Below are 15,586 nucleotides of genomic sequence, written 5' to 3'. Positions count from 1 at the left end.
CGCGGGGCTGCGCTGCCCCGCTGCGGCGCGGGTCACGCGGGGCGGTGCCGCCGTGCGGGCGGCCCCTCAGCCCACCACGTCCCGCCACGCCCCCGCCAGCCCCTCCGCCACATCGCTCGCCGCGACCGGCGACCCGCTCCCCGACGCCCGGCGGGCCGCCAGGCCGTGGAGGTACGCCCCCACCGACAGCGCGTCCAGGGGCGGCAGGCCCGACGCGAGCAGGGCGCCGGCGAGGCCCGACAGGACGTCGCCGCTGCCGGCCGTGGCGAGCCAGGAGGTGCCCGTCGGGTTGACCCGGACCGGGCCCGTGGCGCCCGGTCCGCAGACCAGGGTCGTCGAGCCCTTCAGGAGCACCGTCGCACCGTACCGGGTCGCCAGTTCGCGGACCGCCGACAACCGGCCCGCCTCGACCTCCTCGCGGGGGACGCCGAGGAGCGCCGCCGCCTCGCCCGCGTGCGGGGTGAGGAGGGTGGGCGCGGACCGGCCCCGTACCGCCGCCGGGGTCAGGGCGCGCAGGCCGTCCGCGTCGATCAGGACCGGGACGTCGGTGGCCAGGATCTGGGCGAGCGCGACGGCCACACCGGGGCCCTCGCCGAGCCCGGGACCGGCGACCCAGGCCTGGACCCGGCCCGCCTGCTCCGGCGGTCCGGAGTGGATCAGGGTCTCGGGGTGCGCCGCGATGACCGCGTCGCCCGCGGGCCCGACGTACCGCACGGCCCCCGCCCCGCCCCGCAGCGCGCCGGAGACGGCGAGGACCGCGGCGCCGGGGTAGCGGGCGGAACCGGCGACGATGCCGACGACGCCCCTCCGGTACTTGTCGGACTCCGCGCCCGGCACCGGCAGCCGCCGGGCCACGTCCTCGTGCTGGAGCGCCTCCAGGTCGGGCACGGACGGCAGGGTGGCGCCGAGCCCGATGTCGACGAGCCGCAGCGCGCCCGCGTACTCCCGGGCCGGATCGACGAGCAGCCCCGGCTTGTACGTGCCGAAGGTGATCGTCGCGTCCGCGCGCAGCGCCTCCCCCGCGACCTCACCCGTGTCGGCGTCCACACCGCTCGGCAGGTCGACGGCCACCACGACCGCGTCGGAGCCGCGCGCGGCGCGGGCGACGGGCACGGCGTCGGGCCGCAGCCCGCCCTGCCCGCCGATGCCGGTGATGCCGTCCATCACCAGGTCGGCGGCGGCCAGCGCGTCGTAAGGGTCGTCGTGCGCGCCGACCACCCGTCCCCCGGCCCGCCGCAGCGCCGCGAGCCCGCCCTCGTGCGCCCGCGCGCCGAGCAGCACCGCCGTCACCCCGGCGCCGCGCCGCGCGAGCCGGGCGCCCGCGTACAGGGCGTCGCCCCCGTTGTCGCCGCTGCCGACGAGCAGGACGACCCGCGCCCCGTACACCCGTCCCTTGCCGAGCAGCGAGCAGCAGGCGGCGGCGAGTCCGGCCGCGGCCCGCTGCATCAGCGTGCCCTCCGGCAGCCGGGCCATCAGTTCGGCCTCGGCGGCCCGTACGGTCTCCACGCGGTAAGCGGTACGCATGGGATCAACCCTCCGCGATCACCACGGCCGACGCCACTCCCGCGTCGTGGCTGAGGGACACGTGCCAATGCCGGACGCCGAGTTCGGCGGCCCGGGCGGCGACGGTGCCGCGTACCCGCAGGCGCGGCTGCCCGCTGTCCTCGACGTACACCTCGGCGTCCGTCCAGTGCAGGTTCCCCGGCGCGCCGAGCGCCTTGGCCAGGGCCTCCTTCGCGGCGAACCGCACCGCGAGGGAGGCCGGGCCGCGCCGCTCGCCGCTGGGGAGCAGCAGCTCACCCTCGACGAAGAGGCGCCCGAGCAGCCCCGGTGTGCGGTCGAGCGACGCGGCGAACCGGTCGATCTCCGCCACGTCGATCCCCACCCCGATGATCATGTGCCCACTACCTCACTCACTCCACGGTCACGGACTTGGCCAGATTGCGCGGCTGGTCGACCTCGTTGCCCCGCGCCGTGGCCAGTTCGCAGGCGAAGACCTGGAGCGGCACGGTGGAGACCAGCGGCTGGAGCAGCGTAGGCGTCGCGGGGATCCGGATGAGGTGGTCGGCGTACGGGACGACCGCCTCGTCGCCCTCCTCCGCGATCACGATCGTCCGCGCGCCCCGGGCCCGGATCTCCTGGATGTTGGAGACGATCTTGTCGTGGAGGACGGACCGGCCGCGTGGCGAGGGGACGACCACGACGACCGGCAGGTCCTCCTCGATGAGGGCGATCGGGCCGTGCTTGAGCTCGCCGGCGGCGAAGCCCTCGGCGTGCATGTACGCGAGTTCCTTGAGCTTCAGCGCGCCTTCGAGGGCCACGGGGTAGCCGACGTGCCGGCCGAGGAAGAGGACGGTGTCCTTGCCGGCGAGGGAGCGGGCGAGCGCGCGCACCGGCTCCATGGTCTCCAGGACCCGCTCGACCTCGTCGGCGATCCGTCCGAGCTCGCGGACGACGGCGTGGATCTCGTCGCCCCACTTGGTGCCGCGGACCTGCCCGAGGTAGAGCGCGAGGAGGTAGCAGGCGACGAGCTGGGTGAGGAAGGCCTTGGTGGACGCGACGGCGACCTCGGGGCCGGCGTGCGTGTACAGCACGGCGTCCGACTCGCGGGGGATCGTCGACCCGTTGGTGTTGCAGACGGCGAGCACCTTGGCGCCCTGCTCGCGGGCGTGCCGCAGCGCCATCAGGGTGTCCATGGTCTCGCCGGACTGGGAGATGGCGATGACGAGGGTGCGCTGCCCGAGGATCGGGTCCCGGTAACGGAACTCGCTGGCGAGCTCGACCTCGCAGGGGATGCGGGTCCAGTGCTCGATCGCGTACTTGGCGATGAGTCCGGCGTGGAAGGCGGTGCCGCACGCGATGATGACGATCTTGTCGGCCTCGCGGAGCACGGCGTCGGGGATGCGCACCTCGTCGAGCCGGAGGCGCCCGTCGGCCCCGATCCGGCCGAGGAGGGTGTCGGCGACCGCCTTGGGCTGCTCGGCGATCTCCTTGAGCATGAAGGAGGCGTAGCCGCCCTTCTCGGCGGCGGACGCGTCCCAGTCGACGGGGAAGGCGCGCACGTCGGCGGGGGCGCCGTCGAAGTCGGTGACGGTGACGCCCTCACGGGTGAGCTCCACGACCTGGTCCTGGCCGAGTTCGATGGCGGAGCGGGTGTGGGCGATGAAGGCGGAGACGTCGGAGGCGAGGAAGTTCTCGCCCTCGCCGACACCGACGACCAGCGGGGAGTTGCGGCGCGCGCCGACGACGACGTCGGGCTGGTCGGCGTGCACGGCGACCAGCGTGAAGGCGCCGTCGAGCCGCCGGCAGACCAGCCGCATGGCCTCGGCGAGGTCCCCGACGGAGGAGAACTCCTCGGCGAGCAGATGGGCCACGACCTCGGTGTCCGTCTCGGACGCCAGGTCGTGGCCCCGCTCCGCCAGCTCCGCGCGGAGGGCGGCGAAGTTCTCGATGATGCCGTTGTGGACGACGGCCACCCGCCCCGCGTTGTCGAGGTGCGGATGCGCGTTGGCGTCCGTGGGGCCGCCGTGGGTGGCCCACCGGGTGTGTCCGATGCCGGTGGAGCCGCTCGCCAGCGGCCGGTCCACCAGCTCCTTCTCCAGGTTGACGAGCTTCCCGGCCTTCTTGGCGGCGGCCAGCCCTCCGTCGGAGAGCACGGCGACCCCGGCCGAGTCGTAGCCGCGGTATTCGAGCCGCTTGAGCCCTGCGATCACCACTTCGAGCGCCGACTGCCCGCCGACGTAACCCACGATTCCGCACACTGTTTGGATCCTCCCAGCTCAGGGGCCATCCCGAGGAAGCCAGCCGCATGTACCGGGTGGACCGTACTTTACGGCGCGCGCCATCCCCCTGCAGTGTCCCCGGTGTCGCCCGGCGATATCCGATCGCGGGTACGCGGTCACCGGAGGCGCGGCCGGGTGGGCTCACAGCAGGGCGGCGGCAGGGGGCGGCTGCCCGAACCGATGGCGTCGCGCTCGGCCAGTGCGTGGCACAGGTCGGCGTGCAGCTTCTCGGCGTCCGCGCCGGTCATCCACAGGGTGCCGTCGCCCTTGTGCTGCCCGTCGAAGCGGCCGTGCAGCGGTAGTGCCAGCCGGTCCGCGTCCTCTCCCAGGATCCACATCATTCGTCCACGGGTTCCCGGGATCCGGTCGAACCGCCATCCCAGGGCCGGGGTGAAGCGGAGCGGGGGCGTCGCCATTTGATTGCCTCCGAGGTGTGGTCGTCTTGCGTTCCGCCTACACCTTCGACCGGCCGGCGCTACCGTTCCAGAGGGCTTGACTCTCCAATAGTGGTTGCAGGAAGGAGCGTTGGCCATGGCTGACGCGGAGGGTGGCGGCGGACTGTCGCCTCAGGAGTTCTTCGCAAGGAACCGGCCCGGCGCAGGGAAGCCGCGGGCTTCACCCAGGTGACCTTCGGGGAGCGGCTGGTGATGTCGGCACAGATGGTCGGGCACTTCGAGTCCGGGCGGCGGCGGCCGCGGGTTGAGGACTGCATCCGGATCGATGAGATCTTGGGCACGGATGAGTTCTTCACCAGATGGCGGACGTCTCTCGAAGAGGGGCGGTTCGCCGACCACTTCGCGGCGGCGGCCGAACTGGAAACGCTCGCGGTGTCACTGCGGCTGTTCGCGTCCACGCTCGTGCCGGGTCTGCTCCAGACGCCGGAGTACGCGCGAGCGGTCTTTCTCGCAGGGGCCGCGAACCCTACAGACGAGGATGTAGAGCGGCGGGTCCGTAACCGCATCGAACGATCGAAGGTTCTCAACGACTCCACGTCACCCGAAGTCTGGGTGCTGCTGGACGAGAACGTCCTGCGGCGCCGTGTCGGAAGCGGCGCGGTGATGGCGGCCCAGCTCCGCCGCATCGCGGACCTCGGGCGGTCGCGGCGGATACGTGTGCACGTACTTCCCTTCGATCACGGCGCACACGCCTTGATGGAGAGCATGGTTCACCTCATGCGGTTCTCCGACGCGCCCCCGATCGCCTACGTTGAAGGCCTGCACACAGGTCGAGTCCTGGACGATCCGGCAGTGGTCGACGCCTGCCAGACTTCCTACGATCTTGCGCTGAGCGAAGCTCTGCCGGTCGAGGCCTCGCTCGCCCTTCTGGAAAAAGCCGCGGAGGAGCACGAGAAACATGATCAGCAAGCACGAGTTGGACACCGCAGCTTGGCGGAAGTCCCGGTACAGCGGAGCGAGCAACGGTGACTGCGTGGAGGTCTCCGACGACTTCCCCGGTGTCGTCCCGGTCCGCGACTCGAAGGCGACTGACGGCCCGGCCCTGGTCTTCCGGGCGTCGGCCTGGTCGGCGTTCGTGACGGACCTGAAGAACTAGCTGTCCCACGGAGCAACCCGAAGGGGCGCGCAGCCGACAGCGCGCCCCTTCGGCGTTCCTGCTGACGGGCCTCAGTGCAGCTTGGCGGCCTGGGCGTCGATGACGGTCTTCGGCTGCTCCTCGACCTCGCCGCTGATGCTCAGCGTGGCGAAGCCGGCGAGGTTGTTGCCCTTGCGGAGCACGGCGAGCTTGGTGATGAAGGGCTCGCCCTCCATGTCGCGGACGACGGTCCAGGCCAGGGCCTCGTCGCCGGCGGTCACGCTGTCCGGCTGCACCTTGGTGACCTTGGTGGCCACACCGCCGCCGTGGATGGTGAAGCCACCGGCGCACTCGGTGCCCGCCGCCTTCAGGGACGCGAGAGCCTGCCGGGCGCCCTCGCCGGCGTAGGAGCCGAGGGTCACGGAGGTCACGGGCGCGGCGAGAGCGCCGAGGGCGCCCTCGAAGGAACCCTTCTTCTGGTCCGGGACGGAGACCGTCTTGACGGTGGCGCTGGCGCCGGGCGTGCCGGGCGCGGCCCAGGAGAGGGCCTCGGCCAGCGGCTCGCACACGGCCTTGTCGGCGCTGACGTCCCCGGCCATGACGTGCTCCCCGGGCTTGGCCGGCTGCACCTTGTAGCCCTTGAGGTCCGCCTGCGTGACCAGCAGCTTCTCCAGGTCCGCCGCCGGCAGCGCCGTCACGTCGGGCTTTGCCGCGGCGGATGCGGAGGCGTCCGCCTTGCCGGTGTCCTCGGTCTTCTTCTCCTCGCCGCCACAGGCGGTGAGGGCGAGCGCGAGGGTGGCGACCGCGGCGACGGTGGCGGTTTGGCGAAGGACGGTGACGGTCATGGTTCGACACTCTCTGCTCAGACGTGAATCTGCGAGCAGCCTATGCACCGGAGCCGCCCGCTGATCACCGAATTACCAACCGGTACTCGATCGCAACCCCTCAAGGACCCGGCCCGGGCCACGGGGCACGTTCACAAGATCAACACAAGGTGAATAGGATCCTCCGCTAGTCGCATAAGCGGCTGATAAAGGGGAGGGTCTTCTGATCATGAATGTCCGTATATCGCCACCAAAGCGGGTGGGGGGAAGGTGGCTTGGCCGCCGCACCTTGTCCCGAGTCGCCTTGGCTGTGGCAGGTGTGTTGGCCGTCGAGGCGGCCGTCGTGGTGGAGTCCACGGGGCAGGCGGTTGCTCTGCCGTCACAGCTTCCCGCCGTCGACACTGCTGCGCCATATGCCACGGAGGCTGCTGATCTGCCGTCTGCACAGGTCGCAGCTCGGCTGTCGGGCAAGCGTGTGGAGGCGTTGTCGGAGCGGACGGAGTCGACCACGACGTGGGCGAACCCGGACGGCACGGTGACTCTGGACGCGGCTGCGGGGCCGGTTCGATTCCGTGATGAGGCCACGGACAAGTGGCGGGATATCGACGTCGACCTGGCGAAGACCGTGGACGGCACGGTCGAGGCCAAGTCGCATCCCCTGGGGCTGGAGCTCGCCGGGAAGACCCCGGCTGCCGAGGCCGCGGCGGTCGAGGCTTCCGGTGAAGCCGGTGAGGCGGGGACGAAGCCGGTTCCGCTGGTGGCGCTGGACGCCGGCGACGGCAGAGAACTCGGCCTGTCGTGGCGTGGTGTGCTGCCGGAGCCGGCTCTGTCGGGGACGACCGCGCGGTACGCCGACGTCATGACGGGCACGGACCTGCTCGTCGAGTCGACCCGTACCGGGTTCGAGCAGTTCCTGGAGCTGAAGAATCGTTCCGCCATCGAGGCGAACGGGTCGGTGACGCTGACGCTGAACGCCAAGGGCATCAGCGCCCGCGCGAACGCCGACCGCTCGGTCACGTTCCTGGACACCGAGTCGGGCAAGCAGGTCGGCATGCTGCCGGCGCCGGTGATGTGGGACGCCTACGTCGACCCGAACTCCGGGGAGCACACGCACCGTGCAGACGTCGGCCTGAAGGTGACGCAGAACGCCGACCAGGTCGACATCACACTGACCCCGGATGCCTCGTTCCTGGCCGCCGCCGAGACGCAGTTCCCGGTGACGGTGGACCCAGCGGTGGCCATCGGCTCGAGCTTCGACACGTTCGTCCAGCAGGGCTACACGACGGACATGTCGTCCTCGACGGAGCTGAAGCTGGGCAACAACGGCTCGGGCCAGACAGCGCGTTCGTTCCTGAGCTTCCCGATGGCCAAGATCGCGGGCAAGCAGATCCTGGACGCAAAGCTGAGCCTGTGGGAGTTCCACTCCTGGTCGTGCACGGCGAGCAGCTGGGAGGTCTGGGACACGGGCCTGGCCACCACCAGCACTCGCTGGACCGCGCAGCCGGGCTGGTACAACAGGTGGGCGACGTCGACGGCCACGAAGGGCTACTCGTCCTCGTGTTCTGACGGCTGGGTGAGCCAGAACATCAAGTCCCTGGCGACAGCCTGGGCGGCCAACGGCAACAGCACGAACACCCTGGGCATCCGGGCCACGACCGAGACCGACCCGTATTCGTGGAAGCGGTTCAACTCCGGCAACGCCGGCACGAACATGCCGTACCTGTCGGTGTCGTACAACACGATCCCGACCGTCGGCGACCCGAGGACCGCCACGCCGGGCCGCACGGCAGCGGGCAAGAACTGGGTCACCTCAACCACGCCGGTGCTGAGCTATGCCCTCAGCGACAAGGAGACCAACCTCCTTCGGTACAAGTTCGAGCTGTGGGACGGCGCCACCAACCTGGAGGCCTACGACACCGGCACGTGGAACCCGGTCGGAAGCACCGTGTCCCACACGGCCCCTGCGGGCAAGCTGGTCAACGGCCGCACCTACCACTTCTCGGGCCGTGCGAGCGACGGCAGTGCCTGGTCGAACTGGCTCCCGGACTACTACTTCACCGTCGACACCGCGAAGCCGGCCGCGACTGCTGTGTCCTCAGGTGACTTCCCGGCCAACACCTGGTCCGGCGCCCCGGACGCGAACGGCAACTTCTCCGGCTCGTTCACCTTCACCCCGCCCACGAGCGATGTGGCGTCGGTGGAGTACAAGCTGGACTCCGGCACCTGGACGGCGGCCGCTACCACCGGCTCCGCGGTGAGCAAGACGCTGTCGTTCCCGGCGGGCAAGCACACGGTCACCGCGCGGACCGTGGATCCGGCGGGCAACGCCTCTGCCGAGAGCACCCACGTCTTCTACGCAGGCTCCGGAGCGGCGCTGCTGACCCCGGGCCAGGGCGAGCGCCCGGCCCGCCGCGTCGCGCTGTCGTCCGAGGGCCTGACCTCGTACACCGGCGTGAGCTACCAGTACCGCCGTGGCGAGACGGACGCGTGGAAGGACGTGCCGGTAGCCGACGTCCGGCAGGGCTCTGACACGATCTCCGGCTGGCCGGTCGCGGTGTCGAACGGCAAGCCGGCCGGGCTGACGTGGAACGTCACCGACACCCTTGCCGAGGACGGCTCGATCGAGGTCCGCGCCACTTTCACCGACGGCAGCACATCCGTGTTCTCGCCGGTCAACGAGATCACCGTGGACCGCAACGCGGGCACAGCTCCGTCGGAGGGGGCCGGCCCGGGTTCGGTGAACCTGCTCACCGGTGACTACACGCTGTCGGCCACCGACGCGTCGCTGTTCGGCCTGTCGGTCTCGCGTACGGCGTCCTCGCGGCGGCCGGACGCGGGCGTGAAGCAGGACGGTCAGGCGGCGATCTTCGGTCCGCAGTGGACCTCCGGCACGACTGCGGAGATCACCGAGTCGGACTGGGCCTACCTGAAGAAGACCTCCGCCACGTCGGTCGCACTGGTCGACGCCGAGGGCGAGGAGCTCGGTTTCACCGCCACCTACACCGGCGGCTGGAAGCCGGAGCCGGGCTCGGAGGACCTGACGCTGACCGGTTCGCTGACCGGGTCGTTCACGCTGAGGGACACCGAGGGCACGGTCACGGTCTTCACGAAGCCGGATGCGGCGTCCACCTCGTGGCAGGTCGCCTCCAGCACCCTGGACGGACTCACGCAGTCCACGACCACGGTGATCTCCGAGACTGTGACGGTGGACGGCAAGAAGCTGGCCCGCCCGAAGCGGATCATTGCTCCGACGTCGGCCGCCTCGGCGTCCACGTGCACGGCGACCCCGTCCACGAAGGGCTGCCGCGCACTGGAGTTCGTCTACGCCATCGCCACCACGAGCACCGACACCGTCTTCGGCGACTTCGCCGGACAGGTGAAGGAGGTCCGTGCCTGGTCCACCGAGCCGGGTGCCGCCGCCGCGACCGCCAAGACGATGCAGAGCTACGCCTACGACGCCTCGGGCCGTCTGCGCGAGACGTGGAACCCGCTGATCACTCCGTCGCTCAAGACGCAGTACGCGTACGACAGCACGGGCCGGGTCACGCAGCTGACCCCGGCCGGAGAGCTGCCGTGGTCGTTCGTCTACGGCAGGGCGGGAAACGCGGCCACCGCAGGTGACGGCATGCTCCTGAAGGCCAACCGTTCTGGTCTGCAGCAGGGCACCAAGGACGTCGCGTCCGGCACCGCGTCGACCAGCATCGTCTACGACGTGCCGCTGACCGGGAGCGCCGCCCCGTACCAGCTGGGCACCTCGGACGTGCAGGTGTGGGGCCAGACCGACGCCCCGACCGACGCGACCGCCGTGTTCCCGGCCGACCAGGTCCCGGCCTCGAACGACGGTTCCCAGCTCAACGCGGGTGACTACCGTCGTGCGTCGATCACGTACGCCGACGCCTCCGGGCGTCAGGTGAACACGGTCGACCCTGGTGGGAACGTCACCACCGCCGAGTACGACCGGTTCGGCAACACGGTCCGTGAGCTGTCCGCCGGCAACCGCGCCCTCGCTCTGGGCGGGACCCCGGCCGACCAGGCCACGCTGACCGACCTCGGCATCCTCGGCCTGTCCAGCCAGGACCGCGCCGACCTGCTGTCCACGACGTCGGTGTACGACTCCAAGGGCATCCGGGAACTGGAGGAGTTCGGCCCGCTGCGGCGGATCACTCCGACCGGCGGCGGCACGTCGACGGTGGCGCGTTCCTGGACGGTCAACGAGTACGACGTCGGCCGCCCGACCGACGGCACCGCCAAGGTCGAGAACCAGGTCACCAAGGTCACTTCGGGTGCCCAGGTACTGGGTTCCACGGCCATGACCGACGCGCGCGTCACCCAGACCGTTTATGACTGGGCCAAGGGGCTGCCGGTCAAGACGATCAAGGACCCGGCCGGTCTCGCGATCACCGAGACCACCGAGTACGACGACCAGGGCCGCGTTACCAAGCAGCTCCTGCCCGACGCCACCGGCACCGACGCCGGAACTCGCGTGACCACCTACTGGTCCGCGACCGGCACCGGAACCTGCCAGGGTCGCCCGGAGTGGGCCGACCAGGTCTGCTCCACCGCCGCGGCCGGCGCCATCACCGGCGGCGGTACGAACCCGTCCCAGCTGCCGACCACGACCACCGAGTACGACTGGTGGGGCAACCCGACCACGATCACCGAGACCGCGAACGGCGTCACCCGCACCACCACCAACACCTACGACGGCGCCGGCCGCCCCACCAAGACCGCCCTCACCGGCGGACTCGGCCAGGCCGTCCCGGAGACCACCACCGAGTACGACCCGGCCACCGGCCAGGCCGTCAAGGCGATCTCGCCGACCGGCGGCACCATCACGAAGGAGTTCGACAAGCTCGGCCGTCAGGTCGCCTACACCGACGCCGATGGCGGCATCACGCGGACCGAGTACGACCTGCTGAACCGGCCGGTCAAGACCACCGACAACGCCCCGTCGACCATCACCTACACCTACGACACCGCCCTCGAGCCCCGTGGCCTGGCAACCGCCACCACGGACTCGGTCGCCGGAACCTTCGCCGCCACCTACGACGCCGAGGGCTCCGTCGCCACCGAGAAGATCCCCGGCGGCTACACCCTCACCACCACCGAGGACACCACCGGCGCGGCCACGTCCCGGGTCTACACCCGAGACAGCGACGGCCAGGTCGTCTACTCCGACACCGTCGAGGAATCCGTCCACGGCCAGGTCACCAAGCACGCCGGCTGGTCCGCCCAGGACTACACCTACGACGCCACCGGCCGCCTGACCACCGTCGACGACACCATCGGCGACATCTGCACCCGCCGAACGTACGGGTTCGACAAGCGGACCAACCGCACGAGCCTGACCACCGCGGAAGGCGCCGCCGGCGCGGCCTGCCCGACCACCGGAGGAACCGCCACCAGCTACACGTACGACAGCGCCGACCGGCTCATCGACACCGGCTACGTCTACGACGCCTTCGGCCGCACCACCGCCCTGCCCGGCAGCCAGATCGGCTACTACGCCAACGACCTGGTCCACCAGCAGACCAGCGGCACTCAGCGTCAGACCTGGCAGCTCGACGCCGCCCAGCGCCGCCGCTCCTGGACGGTCGAAGAGAACACCAGCGGCACCTGGGCCCAGACCGCAGCCAAGGTCAACCACTACGACGCGGACAGCGACAACCCCCGCTGGATCACCGAGGACACCATTGACGGCACGGTCACCCGTAACGTCGAGTCCGCCTCCGGGGATTTGGGAGCCACCACCACAGCGTCCGGGGACACCATCCTCCAACTGACCAATATTCATGGCGACGTCTCACTCCAGCTCCCACTGGACACCGCCGACGCCCCCCTGGTCCTGGACAACGATGAATACGGCAACCCCCGCACGGGCCAGCCAGCCGTCCGCTACAACTGGCTCGGCGCCAAGCAACGCTCCAGCGAGACCCTTACCGGCCTCACACTCATGGGCGTCCGCCTGTACGCACCGGACGCAGGTCGGTTCCTCTCTGCGGACCCCGTCTACGGGGGGAGTGCAAACTCCTACGAATACGCTCACGGTGACCCCGTCAATAATTTCGACCTTGACGGAAAGCGCTGCTGGAACCCCTTCAATGATACCTGCACGAAGACGAACAATACGGTCAGTTTCCTGTACTCAGTTTCATCGGTCTGCCTTTCGTGGTGCCCGTATATCGGAGTAGTGGGAAGAGTCTATAAGGGCTACCGCGTCGGAAAGCGTGCTTGGCACTATGGCAGGGCCGCCTGGCGGTTCTATAAGCGGGGAGGGGTGCGAGGCCTCTGGCGTCACACCAAGAATTGGTCCCGGCGACAGGGGTGCATTGCCAGCAACGGCAGCAAATGGGGATGCGCCTGGGCTGCAGCCGGAGGACTCTTCGGAGTCACAGAGGGCTGGGGGCACGCCAAGAACGCATGGAACTTGGCTCGTGGCAAGTGGAGGGCCATCAGGAAGGGGCGGTGGTGGAGATAGGGCGACAGGCGGTAGTTAAGCGCCACCCTTAAGCGGCATCATGTGGGGTGGGTCATGACGAGGCCCACCCCACATCCGCCAAACGTCGAAGAAGAAGAGCTGGATGAATGAATATTCCTAAGAAGTGGAAGGGCCCCTCGTGGGGGCTATCGGCTGGATGTGCCGCCTCGGTCCTCCAACTGCTTTTGAGGCAGATTTTCGGAGACGATGGCCCGTCTGTGGTGCCAACGCTGCTGTATTCCGTACTCTTTGCGGCATTCACGTTCTGGACCGTGGATGACCTTCACGACCGCCGGAATCGCAAACGAGACGGCTCTCAGGATTCGGCTCCGTAAAGGCGCACCGCCCGACCGAAGGCTCGCGACGGAGCTGAATGCGAACAAGTGGACGCCGGGTCGCAAGCGGAGACTGCCCGCCGACGTGCTGGGACCGACAACCGCCAGGGCGTCACATTGCCGTGGGGCTTCTCGGCTGGTAGCGGGTGACTCCATCCCCCACCCTTCGGCTTGAAGTGAGGAAAGTGGGTGGTGGGCAAATGCCCGCCATCCACTGTTCGAGCCCCGTGAAGGAGTTAGAGGCAATACCCAACAGCATGCCTGTTGAAGTCTTTGCAGGTCTTATTGCGCTCTTCGGATTCTTCCTGTGGGATGCGCTTCGGCATCGCAATGAGCCCTGGTTCAAATTCTTGATGCCGGTGGGATATGTTGCTCTCTCCGGCGGCATTGTCTATCTGGGGGCACCACTTATCATCCTCGTCGCGTTGCTCATGGGATGCGGCTTGGCTCTGACGAACATCTGGCGTTGGAGGCAATAGTCGTCATGAGGTGGTCTGCGGGGTGCAGGGTGACGCTTCTCCCGCCACCACGCGGCCCGCGCCACGCCACGTGACCCACCCCACGGCCTCCCGGTCCCCCACGACCGTGCCCGAGCCACGACAATGGCACGGTGATCACTTCGCCGCCACGAAGCAACGGCACGGGTAGCGGCTCGCGCCGTGTCGCCGAGCCGACGCCGTACGTCGACCTCACACGGGCCGAGTGGAGCGCACTGCGCGACAAGACACCGCTGCCGCTCACCGCCGACGAGGTCGAGCGGCTGCAGGGGCTCGGTGACGTCATCGACCTCGACGAGGTGCGGGACGTCTATCTGCCGCTGTCGCGGCTGCTCAACCTGTACGTGCAGGCCACCAGCGGGCTGCGCGGGGCGCTCAACACCTTCCTCGGCGAGAAGGCCGAGCAGCGCGGCACGCCCTTCGTCATAGGGGTGGCCGGTTCCGTGGCCGTCGGGAAGTCGACCGTGGCCCGGCTCCTCCAGGCACTGCTCGCGCGCTGGCCCGAGCACCCGCGGGTGGAGCGGATCACCACCGACGGCTTCCTCTACCCGATGGAGGAGCTGAAGGCGCGCGGGCTGATGTCCCGCAAGGGCTTCCCCGAGTCGTACGACCGGCGTGCCCTGACCCGCTTCGTCGCCGACGTGAAGGCGGGCAAGGAGGAGGTCACCGCGCCCGTCTACTCGCACCTCATCTACGACCGGGTGCCGGACGAGAAGCTCGTGGTGCGCCGCCCCGACATCCTCATCGTCGAGGGCCTCAACGTCCTCCAGCCGGCCCTGCCCGGCAAGGACGGGCGGACCCGGGTGGGTCTGGCCGACTACTTCGACTTCTCGGTGTACGTGGACGCCCGCGCCGAGGACATCGAGGGCTGGTACCTCAACCGCTTCCGCAAGCTGCGCGAGACCGCCTTCCAGGACCCGTCCTCGTACTTCCGGCGCTGGACCCAGGTCTCCGAGGAGGAGGCCCTGGAGTACGCGCGCACCATGTGGCGGACCGTCAACAAGGTCAACCTCCTGGAGAACGTGGCCCCGACCCGCGGCCGGGCGACCCTCGTCGTCCGCAAGGGCCCGGACCACAAGGTGCAGCGCCTTTCGCTGCGCAAGCTCTGAGCTCCGTAAGCTCGGGGGATGCTGCACCTGCGACTGATCGTGCCGCCGGACCGTACGGATTCGGCAGTCGGGCTCATCGAGCGGACCGTCGGCACCACCCACCTGGTGGTGCTGCCGGGCGCGGCCCGCGACCCGGCCGGGGACCTCGTGCTGTGCGACGTGGCCCGCGAGGCGGGGCAGGAACTCCTGCACGGTCTGCGCGAGCTGAACATCGATCAGGACGGCTCCATCGCCGTCGAGAACATCGACCTGTCGCTGTCGAGCCGGGCGACCGCCGCCGAGGAGGAGGCGCCCGGCGAGGCCGCCGACGCCGTCATCTGGGAGCAGTTGACCGACGCCACCCACGAGGAGTCGACGCTCACCATCACCTACAGCGCCTTCATGATCCTGGCGACGATGATCGCGGCCTGCGGTGTGGTCCTCGACAACGCGATCCTGATCGTGGGCGCGATGGCGGTCGGCCCGGAGTTCGGCCCGCTCGCCGGCATCTGTACGGGGATCGTGCGGCGCGCCCCGAAGCTGGTGCTCCGCTCCTCGTACGCGCTGATCGTCGGCTTCGCCGCGGCGATCGTCGCGACCACCGTCTTCAGTCTGGGGATGGACGCGCTCGGCCTGTTCAGCGTGGAGCAGCTGGACGCGCCGCGCGCCAACACCAGCTTCATCTGGAAGCCGGACCCGTTCTCGTTCGTCGTCGCGCTGCTCGCGGGCGCGGCCGGCACGCTCTCGCTCACCTCGACGAAGTCGGGGGCGCTGATCGGGGTCGCGATCTCGGTGACGACGGTCCCGGCCGGGGCGAACGCCGCCGTGGCGCTGAGCTATGGGCAGTACGCGCAGATGTGGGGCTCCATCGAGCAGTTGCTGCTCAACCTGACCGGCATCATCGCGGCCGGCACGCTCACGCTGTTCGGGCAGGTGCTGCTGTGGCGCACGCAGCGCGGTCACTGGACCCGTCACCCGCGCAGCCCCCGTAACGGCAAAGGCTGAGAACGCCGACGGCCCCCACCGAAGCGGGGGCCGTCGGAAACGCCTAC

11 protein-coding genes are annotated in these 15,586 nt (G+C 69.8%); 6 read left to right on the top strand and 5 right to left on the bottom strand.

Going from position 1 to position 15,586, the window contains the following annotated elements:
• Positions 1 to 66: 66 nt before the first annotated feature.
• The 4 genes from AB0M18_RS01875 to AB0M18_RS01860 form a co-directional block, all read right to left on the bottom strand.
• Positions 67 to 1,524 (bottom strand): NAD(P)H-hydrate dehydratase, encoded by a 1,458-nt coding sequence (locus AB0M18_RS01875; protein ID WP_365754632.1) that lies wholly within the window; start codon positions 1,522 to 1,524, stop codon positions 67 to 69.
• A 4-nt stretch (positions 1,525 to 1,528) separates the two neighbouring features.
• Positions 1,529 to 1,897: a holo-ACP synthase gene (locus AB0M18_RS01870; protein ID WP_365754630.1), complete on the bottom strand. Its 369-nt coding sequence runs from the start codon at positions 1,895 to 1,897 to the stop codon at positions 1,529 to 1,531.
• Positions 1,898 to 1,913: 16 nt separating this feature from the next.
• Positions 1,914 to 3,761, bottom strand: coding sequence for a glutamine--fructose-6-phosphate transaminase (isomerizing) (gene glmS / locus AB0M18_RS01865; RefSeq protein WP_365754628.1), 1,848 nt, complete (start codon positions 3,759 to 3,761; stop codon positions 1,914 to 1,916).
• 137 nt (positions 3,762 to 3,898) lie between these two features.
• Complete coding sequence (locus AB0M18_RS01860) at positions 3,899 to 4,198, bottom strand: hypothetical protein (protein WP_365754626.1); 300 nt, start codon at positions 4,196 to 4,198, stop codon at positions 3,899 to 3,901.
• Positions 4,199 to 4,405: 207 nt separating this feature from the next.
• On the opposite strand from AB0M18_RS01860, the gene AB0M18_RS01855 reads away from it, so the two are divergent.
• Positions 4,406 to 5,206 carry a helix-turn-helix transcriptional regulator gene (locus AB0M18_RS01855; RefSeq protein WP_365754624.1) on the top strand — a complete coding sequence of 267 codons (801 nt, stop codon included), beginning with the start codon at positions 4,406 to 4,408 and terminating at the stop codon, positions 5,204 to 5,206.
• Positions 5,136 to 5,333, top strand: a complete 198-nt coding sequence (locus AB0M18_RS01850; RefSeq protein WP_365754623.1) for a DUF397 domain-containing protein — start codon at positions 5,136 to 5,138, stop codon at positions 5,331 to 5,333. Before AB0M18_RS01855 ends, AB0M18_RS01850 begins: the two co-directional genes overlap by 71 nt.
• A 71-nt stretch (positions 5,334 to 5,404) precedes the next feature.
• Here AB0M18_RS01850 and AB0M18_RS01845 read toward each other — a convergent pair whose 3' ends face one another.
• Positions 5,405 to 6,157, bottom strand: a complete 753-nt coding sequence (locus AB0M18_RS01845) for a hypothetical protein (protein WP_365754621.1) — start codon at positions 6,155 to 6,157, stop codon at positions 5,405 to 5,407.
• 208 nt (positions 6,158 to 6,365) lie between these two features.
• Here AB0M18_RS01845 and AB0M18_RS01840 point away from each other — a divergent pair, with 208 nt between their 5' ends.
• The 4 genes from AB0M18_RS01840 to AB0M18_RS01825 all read left to right on the top strand — a co-directional run bounded on the left by AB0M18_RS01840 (position 6,366) and on the right by AB0M18_RS01825 (position 15,539).
• The gene (locus AB0M18_RS01840; RefSeq protein ID WP_365754619.1) at positions 6,366 to 12,614 is read left to right on the top strand and encodes a DNRLRE domain-containing protein; all 6,249 of its coding nucleotides are present in this window, start codon (positions 6,366 to 6,368) and stop codon (positions 12,612 to 12,614) included.
• A 535-nt stretch (positions 12,615 to 13,149) separates the two neighbouring features.
• Entirely contained in the window at positions 13,150 to 13,428 is a 279-nt protein-coding gene (locus AB0M18_RS01835) for a hypothetical protein (protein ID WP_365754618.1), read from the top strand.
• 134 nt (positions 13,429 to 13,562) lie between these two features.
• Positions 13,563 to 14,555 carry a type I pantothenate kinase gene (gene coaA, locus AB0M18_RS01830; RefSeq protein ID WP_365755026.1) on the top strand — a complete coding sequence of 331 codons (993 nt, stop codon included), beginning with the start codon at positions 13,563 to 13,565 and terminating at the stop codon, positions 14,553 to 14,555.
• 18 nt (positions 14,556 to 14,573) lie between these two features.
• Positions 14,574 to 15,539 (top strand): DUF389 domain-containing protein, encoded by a 966-nt coding sequence (locus tag AB0M18_RS01825; RefSeq protein ID WP_365754616.1) that lies wholly within the window; start codon positions 14,574 to 14,576, stop codon positions 15,537 to 15,539.
• Positions 15,540 to 15,586: the final 47 nt, after the last annotated feature.

This window comes from Streptomyces sp. NPDC051909, assembly GCF_040681095.1.
In the GTDB taxonomy this organism is placed as follows: Bacteria; Actinomycetota; Actinomycetes; order Streptomycetales; family Streptomycetaceae; genus Streptomyces.
Note: the sequence above shows the minus strand (reverse complement) of the source record. Positions and strands in the feature narration are given on the sequence as shown.

What these genes read in the sequence shown, in the direction of transcription:
- AB0M18_RS01875 (WP_365754632.1), bottom strand. Translation starts at nt 1,524, where the DNA reads ATGCGTACCGCTTACCGCGTGGAGACCGTACGGGCCGCCGAGGCCGAA.
- AB0M18_RS01870 (WP_365754630.1), bottom strand. Translation starts at nt 1,897, where the DNA reads ATGATCATCGGGGTGGGGATCGACGTGGCGGAGATCGACCGGTTCGCC.
- AB0M18_RS01860 (WP_365754626.1), bottom strand. Translation starts at nt 4,198, where the DNA reads ATGGCGACGCCCCCGCTCCGCTTCACCCCGGCCCTGGGATGGCGGTTC.
- AB0M18_RS01850 (WP_365754623.1), top strand. Translation starts at nt 5,136, where the DNA reads ATGATCAGCAAGCACGAGTTGGACACCGCAGCTTGGCGGAAGTCCCGG.
- AB0M18_RS01845 (WP_365754621.1), bottom strand. Translation starts at nt 6,157, where the DNA reads ATGACCGTCACCGTCCTTCGCCAAACCGCCACCGTCGCCGCGGTCGCC.
- AB0M18_RS01840 (WP_365754619.1), top strand. Translation starts at nt 6,366, where the DNA reads ATGAATGTCCGTATATCGCCACCAAAGCGGGTGGGGGGAAGGTGGCTT.
- AB0M18_RS01835 (WP_365754618.1), top strand. Translation starts at nt 13,150, where the DNA reads ATGCCCGCCATCCACTGTTCGAGCCCCGTGAAGGAGTTAGAGGCAATA.
- AB0M18_RS01825 (WP_365754616.1), top strand. Translation starts at nt 14,574, where the DNA reads ATGCTGCACCTGCGACTGATCGTGCCGCCGGACCGTACGGATTCGGCA.